This window comes from Thermogemmatispora argillosa, assembly GCF_059696725.1.
Genome location: NZ_AP019377.1, coordinates 4,561,593 through 4,577,621 on the forward strand (window position 1 = coordinate 4,561,593; position 16,029 = coordinate 4,577,621).

16 protein-coding genes are annotated in these 16,029 nt (G+C 59.0%); 7 read left to right on the forward strand and 9 right to left on the reverse strand.

The window, feature by feature from the left end:
- Positions 1–38: 38 nt before the first annotated feature.
- Positions 39–170 carry a hypothetical protein gene (locus AC6H1L_RS17910; protein ID WP_497598832.1) on the reverse strand — a complete coding sequence of 44 codons (132 nt, stop codon included), beginning with the start codon at positions 168–170 and terminating at the stop codon, positions 39–41.
- 145 nt (positions 171–315) lie between these two features.
- Positions 316–1,230: a class I SAM-dependent methyltransferase gene (locus tag AC6H1L_RS17915; protein ID WP_497598833.1), complete on the reverse strand. Its 915-nt coding sequence runs from the start codon at positions 1,228–1,230 to the stop codon at positions 316–318.
- Between the two features lie 781 nt (positions 1,231–2,011).
- Here AC6H1L_RS17915 and AC6H1L_RS17920 point away from each other — a divergent pair.
- From AC6H1L_RS17920 to AC6H1L_RS17950, 7 genes are all read left to right on the forward strand, one after another.
- A complete protein-coding gene (locus AC6H1L_RS17920) occupies positions 2,012–2,275 on the forward strand; it encodes a 4Fe-4S dicluster domain-containing protein (RefSeq protein ID WP_497598834.1) in 264 nt (87 codons plus the stop codon).
- Positions 2,276–2,437: 162 nt separating this feature from the next.
- Positions 2,438–3,133, forward strand: a complete 696-nt coding sequence (locus AC6H1L_RS17925) for a hypothetical protein (RefSeq protein ID WP_497598835.1) — start codon at positions 2,438–2,440, stop codon at positions 3,131–3,133.
- A 643-nt stretch (positions 3,134–3,776) separates the two neighbouring features.
- The gene (locus AC6H1L_RS17930; protein WP_497598836.1) at positions 3,777–3,986 is read left to right on the forward strand and encodes a hypothetical protein; all 210 of its coding nucleotides are present in this window, start codon (positions 3,777–3,779) and stop codon (positions 3,984–3,986) included.
- 269 nt (positions 3,987–4,255) lie between these two features.
- Positions 4,256–5,014: a Bax inhibitor-1/YccA family protein gene (locus AC6H1L_RS17935; RefSeq protein ID WP_497598837.1), complete on the forward strand. Its 759-nt coding sequence runs from the start codon at positions 4,256–4,258 to the stop codon at positions 5,012–5,014.
- 391 nt (positions 5,015–5,405) lie between these two features.
- The gene (trxA, locus tag AC6H1L_RS17940; RefSeq protein ID WP_497598838.1) at positions 5,406–5,753 is read left to right on the forward strand and encodes a thioredoxin; all 348 of its coding nucleotides are present in this window, start codon (positions 5,406–5,408) and stop codon (positions 5,751–5,753) included.
- A 216-nt stretch (positions 5,754–5,969) separates the two neighbouring features.
- Positions 5,970–6,713 (forward strand): GntR family transcriptional regulator, encoded by a 744-nt coding sequence (locus AC6H1L_RS17945; protein ID WP_297160648.1) that lies wholly within the window; start codon positions 5,970–5,972, stop codon positions 6,711–6,713.
- Between the two features lie 647 nt (positions 6,714–7,360).
- Complete coding sequence (locus AC6H1L_RS17950) at positions 7,361–8,797, forward strand: tetratricopeptide repeat protein (RefSeq protein WP_497598839.1); 1,437 nt, start codon at positions 7,361–7,363, stop codon at positions 8,795–8,797.
- A 162-nt stretch (positions 8,798–8,959) separates the two neighbouring features.
- Here AC6H1L_RS17950 and hepT read toward each other — a convergent pair whose 3' ends face one another.
- From hepT to AC6H1L_RS17985, 7 genes are all read right to left on the reverse strand, one after another.
- On the reverse strand, positions 8,960–9,799 hold the full coding sequence (gene hepT / locus AC6H1L_RS17955) for a type VII toxin-antitoxin system HepT family RNase toxin (RefSeq protein WP_497598840.1): 840 nt from the start codon (positions 9,797–9,799) through the stop codon (positions 8,960–8,962).
- 483 nt (positions 9,800–10,282) lie between these two features.
- Positions 10,283–10,696, reverse strand: coding sequence for a molybdenum cofactor biosynthesis protein MoaE (locus tag AC6H1L_RS17960; protein ID WP_497598841.1), 414 nt, complete (start codon positions 10,694–10,696; stop codon positions 10,283–10,285).
- A gap of 103 nt (positions 10,697–10,799) precedes the next feature.
- Positions 10,800–11,057, reverse strand: a complete 258-nt coding sequence (locus tag AC6H1L_RS17965) for a MoaD/ThiS family protein (RefSeq protein ID WP_497598842.1) — start codon at positions 11,055–11,057, stop codon at positions 10,800–10,802.
- Between the two features lie 61 nt (positions 11,058–11,118).
- Complete coding sequence (locus AC6H1L_RS17970) at positions 11,119–12,681, reverse strand: leucyl aminopeptidase (RefSeq protein ID WP_497598843.1); 1,563 nt, start codon at positions 12,679–12,681, stop codon at positions 11,119–11,121.
- Positions 12,682–12,717: 36 nt separating this feature from the next.
- A complete protein-coding gene (locus AC6H1L_RS17975) occupies positions 12,718–13,122 on the reverse strand; it encodes a response regulator (RefSeq protein ID WP_497598844.1) in 405 nt (134 codons plus the stop codon).
- Positions 13,123–13,244: 122 nt separating this feature from the next.
- Positions 13,245–15,125 (reverse strand): sensor histidine kinase, encoded by a 1,881-nt coding sequence (locus tag AC6H1L_RS17980; protein WP_497598845.1) that lies wholly within the window; start codon positions 15,123–15,125, stop codon positions 13,245–13,247.
- Positions 15,126–15,424: 299 nt separating this feature from the next.
- The gene (locus AC6H1L_RS17985; protein WP_497598846.1) at positions 15,425–15,844 is read right to left on the reverse strand and encodes a hypothetical protein; all 420 of its coding nucleotides are present in this window, start codon (positions 15,842–15,844) and stop codon (positions 15,425–15,427) included.
- Positions 15,845–16,029: the final 185 nt, after the last annotated feature.

Consider the following 16,029-nt stretch of genomic DNA (forward strand, 5'->3'; position numbering starts at 1 on the left):
AGGAGAGAACAGAGGGAAAAAGCAAGAGCTGAGCGAGATCAACGATGCGCCGGGCGACAACTGGCGAGAAGAGCAAGCGCCTGCGCAATCTCGGGGAGGAGAGTCAGACTGGCCACTGAGCCAAGAACTGCCTCTACCTGACCAAACCCTATCGTCAATTGCAATGCCATCGCCAGAGCCCCCTTCGCAGACCTGAAGTGGACCAAAAGACCTGTGAAGAATTATCTAAAGTGTAGCCAGCTAAACGCGCTTTGTCAAGCGCCGCCAGCCTGAGAACCCTGGCTTCAAACTGCCTGCTCCTGGCTGACGCTGCGCTCATAGCGCCAGCGGCTCGCAGCTCCAGCGAGCGAAAATCGCCGTTGACAGCAAACGCTGCGCGCTCTCCTCTATCAGCACCATTTCACCCGTCGTAATCGTGCCACCGTAACCCCGCATCATCTCCGCCAGAGCATAATACAAACTCAGCGCCGAAGCGCGGATCGCATATGTTGTCAACACTACAAAGAGCGGCTCCTCACTCAGCAACGAGCGGCATGTCTGCAGCAGCCCCGGAAGCGATTCCTGTAGCTTCCAGACCTCGCCACGCGGGCCCCGTCCGAACTTGGGCGGATCGATAATCAACCCATCGTAGCGTGACCCGCGGCGCACCTCGCGCTGAGCGAACTTCAAAGCATCATCGACAATCCAGCGGATCGGGCGTGAACTCAAGCCAGAGAGCGCCTGATTAGCGCGGGCCCACTCCAAAATCTTCCTTGAAGCATCGACATGCGTCACACTGGCGCCAGCACTGGCGGCGGCCAGAGAAGCCAGACCCGTATAGCCGAACAGATTCAACACCCGTACCGGGCGCCACCGAGCGGCACGGCTAACCAACTCTGCCAGCCAGTTCCAGTGACTGGCCTGCTCAGGAAAGACCCCCAAATGGCGGAACGGCGTCGGAGCGGCCCAGAAACTCAAATGCTTATAGCGCACCATCCAGCGCGACTCAATCGGACGGCGGAACTGCCAGCGCCCGTGCTGCTCCTGATCTTCCAGCAGCGGAGAACCGCCCACGAACACCGCATCGGCTCTCTCCCAAAGCTTACGCGGCAGCGCGGGCTGCCAAAGCGCCTGCGGCTCGGGGCGCACAAAGCAATAGGGACCAAGCCGCTCCAGGCGAGCCCCGGCGCCACTATCCAACAGCGCATAGTCCTGCCAATCCGAAGGAGCCAGCAAAAGTAGCGGGGGCATCTCCGCGCGCCGTGGTGCGAGACTGCCTTCACCCTGACTCATGCCAATACTCTAAAGGATCAAAGCCAATTTGGCAAGAAGAGAGCCATCTCTAGGAGCCTTGGCATACCATCACCGTCATTGTACTGACAACTCCTTTCCTTGCCTGTCCCCTCTGCCCATCTTATTCCCACAGCGGCAGCCTCACCCCCGACCCGTGACAGGAGCGTGCCTATAATAGTCAGCTCCATCGCAAGAAAAGAGCCAGGGGGGCAGAAAGAATCCTGTGAGGCAATTGTGAGAGAGGGGCAAGCTCGTGCTGCGGGGAGCGGTGAAGGCGCGGAAAAGGAGCGATCTGGAATTGACATCGAGTTGCCAACCTTCTATACTGAACTAGGCTAGAATCAGAGCCTGTCCAGCGAGCACAGCGACCGCTCACCGGGAACGGCAGCGGACCTTCTGGATAGGCTCAGGGCAACGACTAACAAAACAAGGCTTGTGGCGGCGCCGACCCACCAAGCGATTCCACCACCAGCAGCCAGAGAGAGACCGGAGCAGCGAGGCGCCCGCTCTCTGGGCGGACTGAGAGAGCCAGGGGGGCGCTAGCCATGAGATTGGGAAGACAGGTAGAGTCTGACCGCGTGCTGACTGGCGGCTCTTCTGACTGTCAGCTCAGGCGTGTCGGATCTCAGCCGGAAACATGCTCATCTCAGAGGAAAAGGAGGCGGCGCTGTTCCCCCCTTCCTGCTTGCAGGCCGTGCGTGCTAAGGCGTAGGCAGGGGTTGATGCGCCGGAATGTTGGATGCCCTACGTGATCACTCAGCCGTGCATTGGCGTGAAAGATGCTTCTTGTGTTGATGTCTGCCCGGTAGATTGCATTCACCCAACGCCGAACGAAGAAGGGTTTGAGGAGAGCGAGCAGCTCTACATCAACCCTGACGAGTGCATCGACTGCGGCGCCTGTGAGCCGGCATGCCCGGTCAACGCTATCTTTGAGGAATCGGCAGTACCCGACGAGTGGCGGCACTTCATCAAGATCAACGCCGACTTCTTCAAGAAGAGGTAAGGGCTGAGCCGAACAAGGAAGGAAGCGGAGCGTGCTGGTCGCCTGGCAACGTGAGGGGCGGGCAGACCATCGATCTGCTTGAGGGTACTGAAAGGGCTGTGATATAATGCAGGTGCATGTATCATCGAGGAGAAAAGAACTTCTATTGAGGGAGCTGCCCCTATGCCAGTAACGAGGCGCAGACGCGCGAATCCACCAGAGCAACCCGAGAACGACAATCATAACCATGTGGCGGAGCAGGGGGAGGAGGTTGCAGCCGAGCCACTGACAACGGAGCAGGCTCCCATTGTACCGCTGGATGGTGAGCAGGCGTCAGCGGCGGCTCCTCGCCCGGGGGCGCAGCCTTCCGCCCAGGCGGGGGAGGCCGCTCCTCTGCCATTCCCTCCCAGTGAAACGCTCGCCGCGCCCGCTGGCCCGGGATCGCCGCCGGTGGCCAATGGCGAACGCCCAGTGACGGAGCGGCAAGGTCCTGAGTATCTCCCAGCCGTCCCCCCAGAGGGGGGCCGTCGTGTGGCCCGCGAGTACTTCCGCCGACCTGTGCCGGCTGCCGCTAGCAGTGCCTCCGGCCCTGTAGCAACTTTCCAGCAGCCGTCACCGCCAGCGCCGTCCCATGAGATTACCCTGCCGCTGGGGAATCTCCTGCATCTGGCCTATAATCCCAGCTATACAGGTGCCGAAGAGGCGCGCAGCCAGCTACTGCGCCGTCTGGAAAGCGAGAGTAAGGCTGGAGGACGGGCCCGCTGCTGGAATTGCGGTTCGCTGGCTGTCGTCTACGACCGCTGGGAAACCCGTAGCAAGGCCTTCGGCGAAGTGGGCGTCGCTTACTGTGAGATCTGTGGCGTCTGGAGTGTCATGTAACTAAGACAGCAGGCCGTGTGCGGCAGGCAGCGGCCTCTGCCATGCCAGGTCCTCGCTGTTTGCCCCGCGCCACCAGGATCGCTGCTCTTCGCTAGGGCGAGAAACCACCACTAGTCGATGAAGCGGATCTGCTGCTCTCCCTGGCCATCCGTTGCCAGCCGAGCACCATCGAATGAGGCTGGTGCAGCAGGGGAGATGTTCCCTTCCCGGCGAGCAACCTGACTGCACTAGCAGCCAGCTGCTTCAGCAGGCTGCTGGGAAGAAGGCCGGTGCCTGGGACCCGTGATCAGCAGTGGGCTGCGCCACAGAAGCGGTAGGCGGACGGGCGAAGGGAATGCAAATGGCACCATAGTAAGTAAGTAAGAAGGAAAGCGGAGCAGAGCGCAAAAGCGCAGACGCAAGGAGCAAAAAACCATCGCCTGCCGCCAGGCCGTCTTGTGGTCCTGTGCGATCGTCCTGGCTTCATAGGGGCAGGTGGGAGAGCGAGGCGAGAAGAGATAGAGAGTGCGAAACCGTCGCTCGACGGTGCTGCCACTTCCCCTGGCCTGGCGGGCTAGCCGGCCTGCCTCCTCTCCCCCTCTAGTGAGAGCTTGCTCTCAGCTCAGACTCCTATGCCGCCTTGATCCGAAGGAGTGAGAGATCTATGACGACGAGTCAGGATCAGGAGAACGAGACGCCGCGACGCTGTCCCCGTTGTGGGGGCCTGCTTTACAAGCCCCTGGGTAGTTCTTTCTATTGGCATGCCGATAGCAACCATCCGCCCTGCGATATTACCAATATTGCCGAATCTTCCTTCAAGCCGCGCAGCGCAGAGGCCGAAAACCCGGCAGAGAGGCGCGAGCAGCCGAAATAAATCCGCCCTGCCGGGCGTTTCCTTTTCTGGATGGGCAAGGCCGCGCTGCGCCTGAAAAAGAAGACAGAGAGAAGGACGGCAGAGAAGAGAAAGGGAGGGGTGTACAACTTCAGGCCCGCGGCTGCGTAATACCTTGATGAGGAAGGAAGCAAGGGACTACGGTGCTCCGACTGCCGGCTGTCATATCTCAGCGAGACTAGTGCTCAGATGGCAGCGGAGGAAGCCGAGTCGCAGCGGAAGCAGCTGTTTCCCTGAGAGAGGTGAAGCAAATGTATAATCCACGCTATAATTCGCCGTTCGGTATGGGAGGGGAGCGCAATAGCTGGCTGGGCCCCTACCCCTACCAGACGATCCCTTATGTTAACGAGCGGGCGGGAAGCCTGGTCAGTAAGGTCATGCTCCTGCTGGCCATCTCCTTCCTGGTTGCCTGCATCGGCACCTTTGTCGGTATCTCCTTCTTCTCCCAGGTGGCTGGCTTGGGTGCCTACCTGTTGGTGGCCCTGGGCGGCTTGGTCGTCCTGTTTATTCTCCAACTGGCGATCGAAGTTCATGGGTTGAACCTCTTCTTGCTCTACCTGTTCACCTTCTTGGAGGGGATGTCGCTCGCGCCCCTGGTGATGGCCCTCACCGGCGCCGGCATGGGGAACATTCTGGGCGAAGCGTTCTTGATTACGGCGCTATCGTCCCTGGGACTGGCCGCCTATGCCTGGACCACAAAGCGTGACTTTTCAGGCTTAGGAAAGTACCTCTTCTTTGGCCTGATTCTCTTGCTCGTGGCGGGCATCATCGGCATCTTCTTGCCTGGCCTCTTCGGCACTGGGGTGGGTGGCTTGCTCATCTCTATCGTGGGCATTGCCATTTTCGGCGGCTACGTGCTCTACTATGTGCAGCGCGCGAAGTACCTGGCCGATACCCTGCCCAATGCCATCATGCTCACTGTCGCTATCTTTGTGACAGTGATGAATCTCTTCCTCTACATCCTGCGCTTGCTCATGATTCTGCAGGGAGGAAATCGCGATAATCGCTAACGCCAATGGGGAGGACGGCTCTGGAAAGCGCTGGGCTGGCGTGGTGATTGGCAGGCCTCCCACTGCGGCGAGCCAGCCCAGCAGGTACTTACTTCGCTTCAGTCAAGCAGGTCAGGATGACTGGCAATGAGAACAGCTGAGGAGGAGCGTGGCATGGGGCGGGAGTCGCCTGCTCAGCTCAGCCGGGAGACCCCGTAGCGATCATGGCCCTCGCTATTGCAGGGGTCGCCCGCCGACGAGTATAATCAGACGGTGGGCCTGGCTCTCTGGAATAAGGACAAGATTGCCAGTGTTTTCCTAACTGAAAGCCCTTGCGGCTATCTTAAGTAAGAAGTTAGCCTGCATCAAAGGCAAGGAAGAAATCCATTTCCAGGGAAAGAGAGTCACGTGAATGGCTGAGCGTTCCAATCTGTTCCATATCAGTGATAGTGACTTCGAAGCGCGGGTGCTCAAGTCTCCGACGCCCGTGATCGTCGATTTCTGGGCAACCTGGTGTCCCCCCTGTCGCGCCCTTGCTCCTACCTACGAGCAGTTGAGCGACGAGTATAAGGGGAAGCTGGCTTTTGCCAAGATGGATATCGACGAGAACCCAACCACACCCGCGCGTCTGCATATCCAGGCCGTTCCAACCCTGATTGTCTTTAAAGATGGTCGAGAGATAGCTCGCTTGGTAGGCCCCCATCCGCTGCGCCTGAAGAGCGAGATCGATCGCATTCTTGCTCAGGCCAGCGTCGCCTGAGCCGCTTGCTGAGCGGGTAAAGGGAGAAAGTAAGAGGCAGTGTCGAAGGAGAAGTGCGATGATAGAGGCTGTTTCCAAAACCGCCCGTCTGTCTCGCACTTCTCCATGTATGTTCCCCTCTCGACGCTTTGCGGCTTTTATGATATATTCTTCTCATCAGCTTGACTGCCTGAGAGGTAGAATCCTGTTGTCTGGACATAGGGGGGACTGTATATTATGCCAATGTTGGAACGTTCGAACCCGCTGCCGCTCTATTACCAGCTGAAAGAGGTGCTCAAGCAACAGATCCGAGCCGGCCATCTGGCTCCGCATACTGCCATTCCGTCCGAGCCAGAGCTGGTGGCGCGCTACCGTGTCAGCCGTGCAACGGTGCGGCAGGCCCTGACCGAGCTCGTCCATGAAGGCCTGTTGTATCGTCAACATGGCAAAGGGACCTTTGTCTGCGAGCCGCGAGTACAGCAGACCCTTAGCGAGCTGACCAGCCTGAGCGAGGATATTCGCCGCCGTGGCAAGCGTCCGGGCGGCCTGTTGCTTGTCAGCGAGCTGGTACGCGGCTCGGAGACAGTGCGCGAGCGCCTGCGTCTCCTCGATGAAGAGCAGGCTATTCGTCTGGTGCGCGTGCGGACGGCTGATGATGTGCCGATCGCCTATGAGGTCGATTACTTGCCATACCCGCGGGCGACAGGCATCTATCAGCGAGCCAAGGAGCTGGGTGAAGGTTCACTCTATAGCATGATGGCCTCGGAGGGCCTTACCCCCTATATCGCCGAGCAGAATGTTAAGGCGGCCCTGCCCTCGGCGCGCGAGGCCGAGCTTCTGCGTATTCCTCCAGACGAACCAGGTCTGCGTGTCACCTGCACAACTTTCGATCAAACTGGCTCACCTATCGCCTATAGTGAGGTCTTCTATCCCGGCTCGCGCTATGAATATATGGTGACGCTACGTGTTGCAAAATCCTGAGCAGTTGCTAATCGCTGCTAGCCTGGCGTGGTCTCGGGGGTGGTTAGGGAATCCCGCTTCACCCCCGCGCTCCGGGGTGAACTGAGCCGACGATCCGAATCCTTCTCCTGGCAGGAAGACTGTCTATCTTGGCTTACCAGCCGTACGGCTCACGCGAGCTGTCCTATACGACTCACTGCAGCCTAACTAGCTCGTCGTCTCGGGCAAGAGCAAGCAGGCCGGCCTGGGTCAGTAGGGGCAGGCACTGCAACGCTGGCGCAAAGGGCAGCGACCTGGCTCCGCCCTTTGCCAGAAGAGATCTGACCTGCCTGCGGCCATGTCTGCAAGTATCAGGCCGGCCTGCTTTCCAGGACGGGCGAGCCTGCGCTCCCTCCCTTCTGGGTTCTCTCCTCTGATAGGGGGCTGATAGCGGCCCGGCCCGTCATAGCCTGCTCTGACCCTGCTCTCCACCATCTGCCCGGGTTTAGCCTCATCCCTTGGCTCTGCCCCGGCTCTCTTCTGCCTCTTACGTGCCAGCAAGAACAGACTAGAAGAAGCTTAGGAGGCATGTTATACTAGCCCGGGACGTGCTTTTGTCTGGGCCTTCCTCCGTTGGCCGTTGCGTAGTCGAGCACGTCTAACGAGCAAACACAGAAGGGTAGCTACTAATGGAAGACATACCGGAGCGAGAACAGGCCGTAGAGTCGGGGGCCACCTCTCAGAATGGCGTTGCAGATGGGCGCAGTCGTGAGGAACAGGAATGGACTGATCGCGGCAATGAGGCGGCACGTATCGGCGATTATGAACGGGCGGCAGCCGCCTTTGAACGAGCCGTAGCCGCCAATCCTGACAGTGCCCGTTCGCGTTACAACCTGGCCTTGGCACAGCAATATCTGGGGGATCGCGAGTTAGCCATTGCTGGTTATCGTCGTGCCATTGACTTAGATCCCGGTCTGATCGAAGCTTACATCAATCTGGGGCAGCTCTACAGCGAACTGGGCCTCTATGAGGAGGCTATCGAGACATTCCAGCAGGCGCTAGAGATCGATCCCGAGAATGATGAACTTTACGTCAGGCTGGGCGATGCCTATCGTCTTCAGAACCTCTATCAGGATGCGGTTCAGGCTTACCGCCAGGCGCTCATTCTCAATGCTGAACATCCGCAGGCTGCGCTCAGCTTGCGCGACGTGCGTGGACGGATCAACGACCAGCTCCGCCGCCTCATGGCCCAGGAAGCAGAGATCGATGAGAATCCGGCTGATCCTGCGCGCTATGGTGAGCTGGCCGCCATCTATCTCGACATGCGGCGCTATGATGAGGCTCTCTCAGTCGCTAATCAAATGCTGGCCTTAGACCCTGATGGTCGGGCAGCTTATGATGTGCTGGCCTTAGTCTATGAGCAAATGGGTGAGCGTGATCAGGCCGCTCAAACCTATGAGCGGATTGTGGCCCTGGCCCCAGAGGATGCCACGGCCTGGGAGCGGCTCGCTTACTGGCGTTCGCTGCAAGGGCAGACAGAAGCGGCCCTTCAGGCTTATCGCCGTGCTCTGGAGCTTGATCCTCAGCGTCAGAGCGCTCGCTTTGGCCTGGCGGAGACCTGCATGGAGGCTGAGCGCTATGAGGAGGCAGCTCGTGTCTACCAGGAACTGATTGCTGCTGCCGACGATCTGCAGACTGAGGATCTGGCGGCGGCCTATGCTGGTCTGGCTGATGCCTATAATGCCCAGGGCCGCCATGAAGAGGCTATTGTGGCAGCCAGCGAACTGCTCCAGCGCTTCGAAGACGATGCCGAGGGATACTATCAGCTTGCTACCGCCTACGATGCTCTCGGGCGCTATCAGGAAGCGATCGAGAATTATGAGAATGCTATCGAAGCCGATCCGCTCAATGCGGACTATTACAATGACCTGGCTGATGCCTACCGCGAGGTCAAGCGTTACAACGAGGCGGTTGAGATGGCCAAGCAAGCCATAGCCCTAGATCCCTCCCTTGTGCTGGCCTACGAGACCCTGGCCCAGATCTACCAGGAAATGGGACGACCCGAAGAAGCACGCGAAATCCTGGCTCAGGCGAGCGAGCTACGTCAGGCCAGTGAAGCCCTCTAGCCAGGCCCTTGTCCAATCCTGCTCTCTCTCGGCAGTGCCAAGGCGGGGTAGAAGCGGCGCGGTGCGCGGCACGGCGCAGCAGATGCTGCGCGCCGCACACTGCGAAGAAGGCCTGGTTTGGCAGCGGGCCGGTTCTGGTCTCATCTCAGTCCGCTGGTATGGTTATGGCTCTATGCGCCCCTTGATTGTCTCTGCAAAGCTCTCCAGATCATCCAAACGCTGCCGGATGTGATCGTAGAGCAGGTCACGGTTCAGCGTGCCAGGATCGCGGATCAAGGCATCGCGCAGATTGGTCAGCACTTCCAGGCGGTAGGCGAGCGTCTTAGGAATCAGCTGCTGGGCTGCCACAATGCTCAAGAGTTCATGGTAGTCCTCGGGTCGGCGCAGGCCGAAAGAAGCGACCAGGATGCTGCAGATCTGCAGGCAGGCTTCAATGGCAAGCTGAAGATAGCGCTCTGCCAGGCCGTAGATGCGGTAATCGCTGGTGAACTCCTCGCGCTGCGTCTCCCCCAGGCCGCGCAGGATAGAGATGGCCTCGCTTAGCTGCTGCAAGTGGCGCTGGACCAGATCCTTATCGATCGGCAGCAGTTGCTGCTGCAAGCGGCGGCTCAGCGCCTGATTCTGGATCTCGTCGAAGCGCTTGAAGTCCAGATAGTCCATGACCGCCTTGGTTTCAAACATGATCCTCCGCTTCTCATCGCGACTATAGAGGATCTGGCCATACTTGATCACTTGCAGCTTGAGCAACAAGGACGCCTGATTCAGGATCATGACATCGATATTCTCGGTCTCCAGGCGTCTGGCCAGCTCACTGAAAAAGTAGAGCTGGTAGTCAAGGAACTGCTCCGAGCGCACCTGATCCATCAGGAGGATGGCAATATCAATATCGCTCAGCTCCCCAAAGGTTGTGCGCCCCTTCAGCACGCCGGTGAGGTAGGCCGCATTGACGGGATTCTGGGCGAAGAATTGGTGAAGCTGTGCCTGCTTCTCAAAGAGATTCATCAGCAGCCTCCGATCAAACTCCTTGAGGACTGTCGGGAGACAGTAGCAGAAGGCTTCAAGGAGTATCCCCCATCCGTTGAGAGACCGGGGGTGCTTTCCAGCCAGTCCTTTGCCTGCATCTAACAGCAGTCTAGAGAGAAGAGAGGCGCTTTTCTGTCTCTCTTCTGTATGTAATATTCTACCATAGAAATGCGCCTGCGGCGGCCTCCGGCCCCTGCCCCCGCTCAGCTAGCGGGGAGGGATAAGCCTGCCTTGCTCCTCTTCTCTGGCAGGCGATAAACTAGGGATGCGGTCCGATCCAACAGTGGGCGGATCAGACAAGGCTCCTTTGCGGGCTGATCTATCTGGCGCCGGTCCCTTGGTTCGCCGCTCGGGCAAGCAGGCACCGCGCTTCTTCAGCTTCTCATTTCGTTCTAGAGGGATGAAACGTCTGCGTCTCTGTCTGGGCTGCTCAGGTGCAAGGGGCCGGCGCTCTTTGCTCATTCAGCCCTCTACCCAGGCTTCCCCGTCGAGGCTGACTTCTTTTTTCCAGATCGGTACGGTCGTCTTGAGGGTATCGATGATATAGCGGCAGGCTTCGAAGGCTTCGGCACGGTGGGGCGTTGCAACTACGATAATGACGCTGGCCTCACCAATTTCTACACGCCCGAGACGATGGGCGACCGCTACCCGTTCTGCCCCCCAGCGTTTGCGCGCCTCCTCCACGATGAGCCGTATCTGCTGCTCTGCCATTTCGGGATAGGCATCATATTCCAGATAGCGGATTTGCTTCCCGCGGGCGTGATTGCGCACCACTCCCTCAAAGATCACAATGCCGCCAACTTCGGGCGCGGCCACCGCGGCCACCAGCGCCTCGCGATTCAGTGGCTCGCGTGTAATCTGAATCACTGGCTCCATAGGCCTATCCTACTTGCTTGGGAGGAACTGGCTTCCCCTGTCGGGGCAGGGCGGAGGCTAGCTAACTGGCTGGTAAAAGCCGGCATCAAGCCCAAGCCCAAGCTCAAGCCCAAGCCGCCCCACCGCCGAGCGGAGGAATAAAGACAAGCTCATCGTTCTCCTGCAGCGTGTGATCCGCGGGCACATACTCGCGGTTCACCGCGCACAGCGAGCGCTCCAGAATTGGCTGCAGGCGGGGATAACGCGTGATCAGCAACGTCCGCGCTGCCGCGACGGTCGCCCCCTCGGGCAGCGTCAAGACTTCGGCGTTCTGACCGACAACCTCGCGTAATCCCGCAAAGTAACGAACACGGATCTTCATGCCAAGAGTATATCACGCTACTGAGCGGGCTGTACAGTTAGTCGCACCCGCTTACCTTGGCTTAGCCGTGTGCAGCGGCGCGTCGCAGAACAAACTCGGCTAGCGTTCGCACCGCCACCCCCGTGGCCCCCTTCTCTTGATACGGTTTGGGACTGTCCACAAAGCTGGTCCCAGCGATATCCAAATGAGCCCAGGCGGCTGAGCCAGCAAAGTGCTCCAGCACCTTGGCGGCAGTAATCGAAGAAGCAGGCCGGCCTCCCGTCTGCTTGATATCTGCTACTTCACTCTTAATCTGCTCTTCGTACTCTTCGTCGAGGGGTAACCGCCACAGCTTTTCTCCCACTGCCTCGCCGGCGGCGATGAGTTCTTCGCTCAAGCGACTATCGTTGCTAAAGAGGCCTGTGTAGACGTGGCCCAATGCAATCACAATGCCACCGGTCAGGGTTGCAACATCGATAATCGGTGATAGCCCTTCGCGCGAGGCGTAGGACATGGCATCGGCTAAGATGAGCCTCCCCTCAGCATCGGTGTTCACGATTTCGATTGTCTTACCATTCATGATGCGCAGAATGTCGCCTGGGCGATAAGAGTGACCGTCTGGCATATTCTCAGTTGTGGGCACAAGGGCGGTGACGTTCAGAGCTGGTTTAAGGCGCGCAATGGCCTGCATTGCTCCCAGAACGGCGGCAGCCCCCGCCATATCGCCTTTCATTGTCGTCATACCATCTGCGCTCTTCAAGGAGAGGCCGCCGCTGTCAAAGGTAATCCCCTTGCCAACGAGGGCCAGGCCACCTGCCTGCTCTGGGGCGCCGCGATAGCGCAGGATGGCCAGATAAGGAAGCTCGCTACTCCCTCGCGAGACGGCCAGCAGGCCACCCATGCCCAACTCTTCCATCTGGGGGCGCTCCAGCACCTCACAAGCGAGATCCCAGGTTGCAGCCATAGTGCGGGCCCGGCGTGCCAGCTCACCGGGTGTGAGCACATTCGGCGGTTCATTGACCAGATCGCGCGCGAAGTTGGTCGCCTCGGCCAGAACGCGGCCTTTTTGAACAGCGGCTTCTAGTGTACTCTTATCGTAAGCCGTCTGAGCTGCTCCAACGTGGAGCACCAGCTCCCGACAGGCTGTCTCAGACTCGCGCGCGCCATTGCTGCGATAGCGACTGAAACGATAGAGGCCGAGCAAAAAGCCTTCTACCTGGGCCTGCAGCGCGGCCAGCATTGTCAATGACTGCGGTGAACCTGGTTCAGGCTGAAGGCTCGTCACATCGAGGGCCAAAGCCACCCGTCTTGCGCCCTTCTCCTGGAGCTGACGGGCCACGGTAGCGCAAGCACGGCGCAGGGTACGTGGTCCATCGCGCTCCAGATCACCAAGGCCAAGCACAACCACCCGTCTGGCGGCCAGCCGGTCAGAAACATAGAAGGTAGTAACCTCGCCGCTATGGCCTTTTATCTCCCCGCGGGCGCAACTCTCCTGGAGCAGACCCTCGAGGCGGCTATCGACCAGTTGGGCGGCGCTGCTCAGACGCGCCTGTTCGCTGCCATGTGGGCGGCCAACCCCTACCACCAGCGCATCACAAGTGATCTCTGTAGGAGGTTCATCTAGCAACTGAAGATCAAGTTCCACAGCACTCGCTCCTTTGCACAACAACTGGTAACAAACTCAGGCCCGCGAGCCAAGCAGACGTTCAACCAGGTCCAACAACTGGCGCGGCTTAAAAGGTTTCAGCAAATACTCTGCATAGCCGCTACTGGGACCTGTGCCGCGTGCCTCATCGGGAGGATAAGCCGTGACAGCCACGATGGGCACCTTCTCCATGCCTGGGCGCGAGCGGATCAGCTGAGCTGTCCGCTGCCCATCGAGGACGGGCATGAGCAGATCGGTAAGAATCAAGTCGACTCGCTCCAAACGTTCTAATAAATCCAGGGCTTCGCGGCCATTGCTCACAGAAAGACAGCGATAGCCGCGGGAAGCAAGAACCTTCTCAAGGAGCAGGCGATCAGAAGGATCGTTCTCAATAATCAGAATTGTGGCCTCACGCCGTGTGGATGATGCACCGGTATCCATCGTCATCGATCGTCACTGTCGTCCTAGATACTTCTCGTAGAGAGACGGAGGGGCTGATCCGACGGACCGGCAGAGGCATGGCGATGGCGGACTCCCCTGTCCTAAGCTCTGAGAGCCGTCGCTTATGAGCGACCCGGAGACTTAGCGCTAGCCGCCAGGGGAAGCACGAAAGAAAAGATCGAGCCTCGCCCTGGCATGCTTTCCACAAAGACCTCACCGCCCTGCAGTTCTACAAGCTTACGGGCAATCGTCAGCCCCAGGCCCGTGCCCCCGAACTTGCGTGCTGTGTTGCTGTCGGCCTGGCGGAATGCTTCAAAGATATACTCCAGCGCTGCTGGCGAGATACCGATTCCGCTATCATGCACAGCAATACGCAGCATATCATAGCGTTCCAGAAGACTGCAACGGATCGTAATGCCGCCGCGTTCAGTGAACTTAATAGCGTTGGAGACCATATTGACCAGGACCTGACGCAAGCGGTAGCTATCGGCTAACACTCGCGGCAGCTCCTCGGGCAGCTCTAGCTGTAAGGTGAGATCGCGCGCGAAGGCCAGCGGCTTGAGCTGATCCACAACCTCCCGCAGGCAGCCCTCGATGGCCAACGGCTCAGGACGCACCTCCAGACGGTCAGCCTCGATCTTCGACAGATCAAGCATATCATCGACCAGGTGCGAAAGATCCTCAGCCCGACGGATCATAAAACGGATATGCTCCTCCTGCTCTGGAGTCAGTGTTCCCTCAACAAACCCGTCTACCAGCAGCGAGCCGTAACTAATGATGCTGTGCAAAGGAGCGCGCAGCTCATGGGTGACTGTTGCCAGAAACTGAGACTTCAGCTGATTAGCACGCTCCAGAGCCACATTCTTCTCCTTGACCTCAGCGAAGAGCAGAGCATCTTGAATCGCCATCGCTGCCTGAATAGCCGCCGTACTCAGCAGAAAGGTATCGCGCTGAGTCAATTGATAGGGGCGCTCAGAGTAAAGCATAATGGCCCCAATCGTCTCATCCTGCAGCAGCAAAGGTGTAGCAATTACCGCCCCATAACCGGCCTCCAGCGCCAGCCGGGCCCAGCGCTCCTGACGCTCCTGGTAGATAGCGCGCACATCCTCACCATAAGCGATTTTCTGTTTCTGCATAGCCATGCGGGCAAGTAACATATCCAGCTCGCGGAGCGCCTCTTGAGGGATGCGGGGATGAGGAGGCTCCACACGAGCAACCGCCGCCTGAAGACGTGGCGGTCGAATCACGCGGCGCCGTGGTGCAGGGGGCGTCGGACGCGGCAGCGCAGCCATTTTCGTCGTTGCCGCCAGCGTGATATCGGCGCGAGGATCAGTATAGACGCGCACCTGACCCTGACGATAGGTCTCGCCGGTCAATAGCTCAGTGCGCGGGGGGTCATTGCTCCACAGAGCTACGGCCCAGGGGGCAGGCTGATCGCGCCCATAGAGCAAGAGCGAGACCTGACGCACCTGCATGATCACCCCGAGGCGAGAGACAATCTCAGCTAGCAAATGCTCCAAATTGAGGGTCGAAATCAGAGCATCGCTCATGCTCAGCAGGTCGCTCAACTGACGTGTTAACAAGCGACTTTCGGCGTCCTGCTGCGCCAACGTAGAGTTAAGCTGCTGGAAGGCGAGTGAGAGCGCGGTCAGCTCATCTCCAGAGGCCATCGGCAATGGCAGCGCATTGGAGGCAGGGGAAGGCGTACGCGGAGGAAGCGAGAGCGGCAGGCGCAGGCCCTGGTCGACCTGGCTCAACAGCTTAGCAAGAGGGAGAGAAATGAAGCGGCGCACCATAACGCTGAAGAGTAGGAAGCCTGGGGCGCTGATAAAGAGCAACAAGGCGACGATGGCCAGCCAAATATGGGGGAAAGGCGTGTGGTGGGCGGAGAAATAAGAGAGCAGAAACCAGCTCAAGGCCAGGAACAGGCACAAGCAGAGGAGGCAGATCAACCCCGCCGCCAGAATCAGTTTAGCGCCCAAGGAACGCACCATCGCACGCATGCGAGCACAAGCCTCAGCAATAGATAAGGGGAGGGCGGGGTCCGGCTCGTCCTCCCCTTCGCGGACCGCGCTGGTACTGATAGATAGAAGAGCTGGCACTGGCTTGGCCAGCAAGCAACGCGAGTAGCGCGGCGAGGTACGCAGTCAGCCTCAAAGAAAAGAAGCTGCAGCGCCCAATGCATTGGAAGGACGTTCGTCCTGGCAGGCAGCACCATCGGAGAGCTTGCTCTGCTCATGCTGCTTGCCGCCGCTTGCGGGTAGGCATACCCAAGCCCCGCCATCCGTTTCAGGCTCCTTTATTATAACGGATGAGAGGGAGCCTGGGTTAGCTGGGGGACCGGTGTGTCTGTGCTGGCTGGGGTGGTCTCCTCGATATGTTCTACATAGCCATTGCGGAGCAGACGAGCCACGGTACAGGCCACGTCTTGCTCATCGCGGTGGACGAGGCGAGCGATCTCGCTCAGGCTACGCTTCCCATTCAGTAGCAGAAAGACCAGGCGCTCACGACGATCGAGCTGAGAAATAATTTCCGGCCTGGCCGCCTCGGGAAGAGCACGAAAATACACATCGTAGTGCAGCTCACCTGGCGCTGCCGCCTCCGCAGCGGCCTTGCGCTCTAGCCTGGGAGCAGACGACGTGGCAGACGCGGACAGCAAGATCGGTGCGGCGCGTGTCGCGGCATGCTTCAAATATTTACTGAGACCCCAAGCTCGTAGCATGACATCCCTCCTAACCTATTCAGTTCGCACTGCGAGGCCACCCCTGGTTCTTGGGAAGGGCCTGGGACCCACCACTACTACATTATACTCACCATACCTAGGTAGCTGATCGGTTGGCAGGACTGCAAAAAGGATATGTAGCGGGAAGATAATAGAAAGCAATTGTGGGGGAGGTGGAGAGAGAA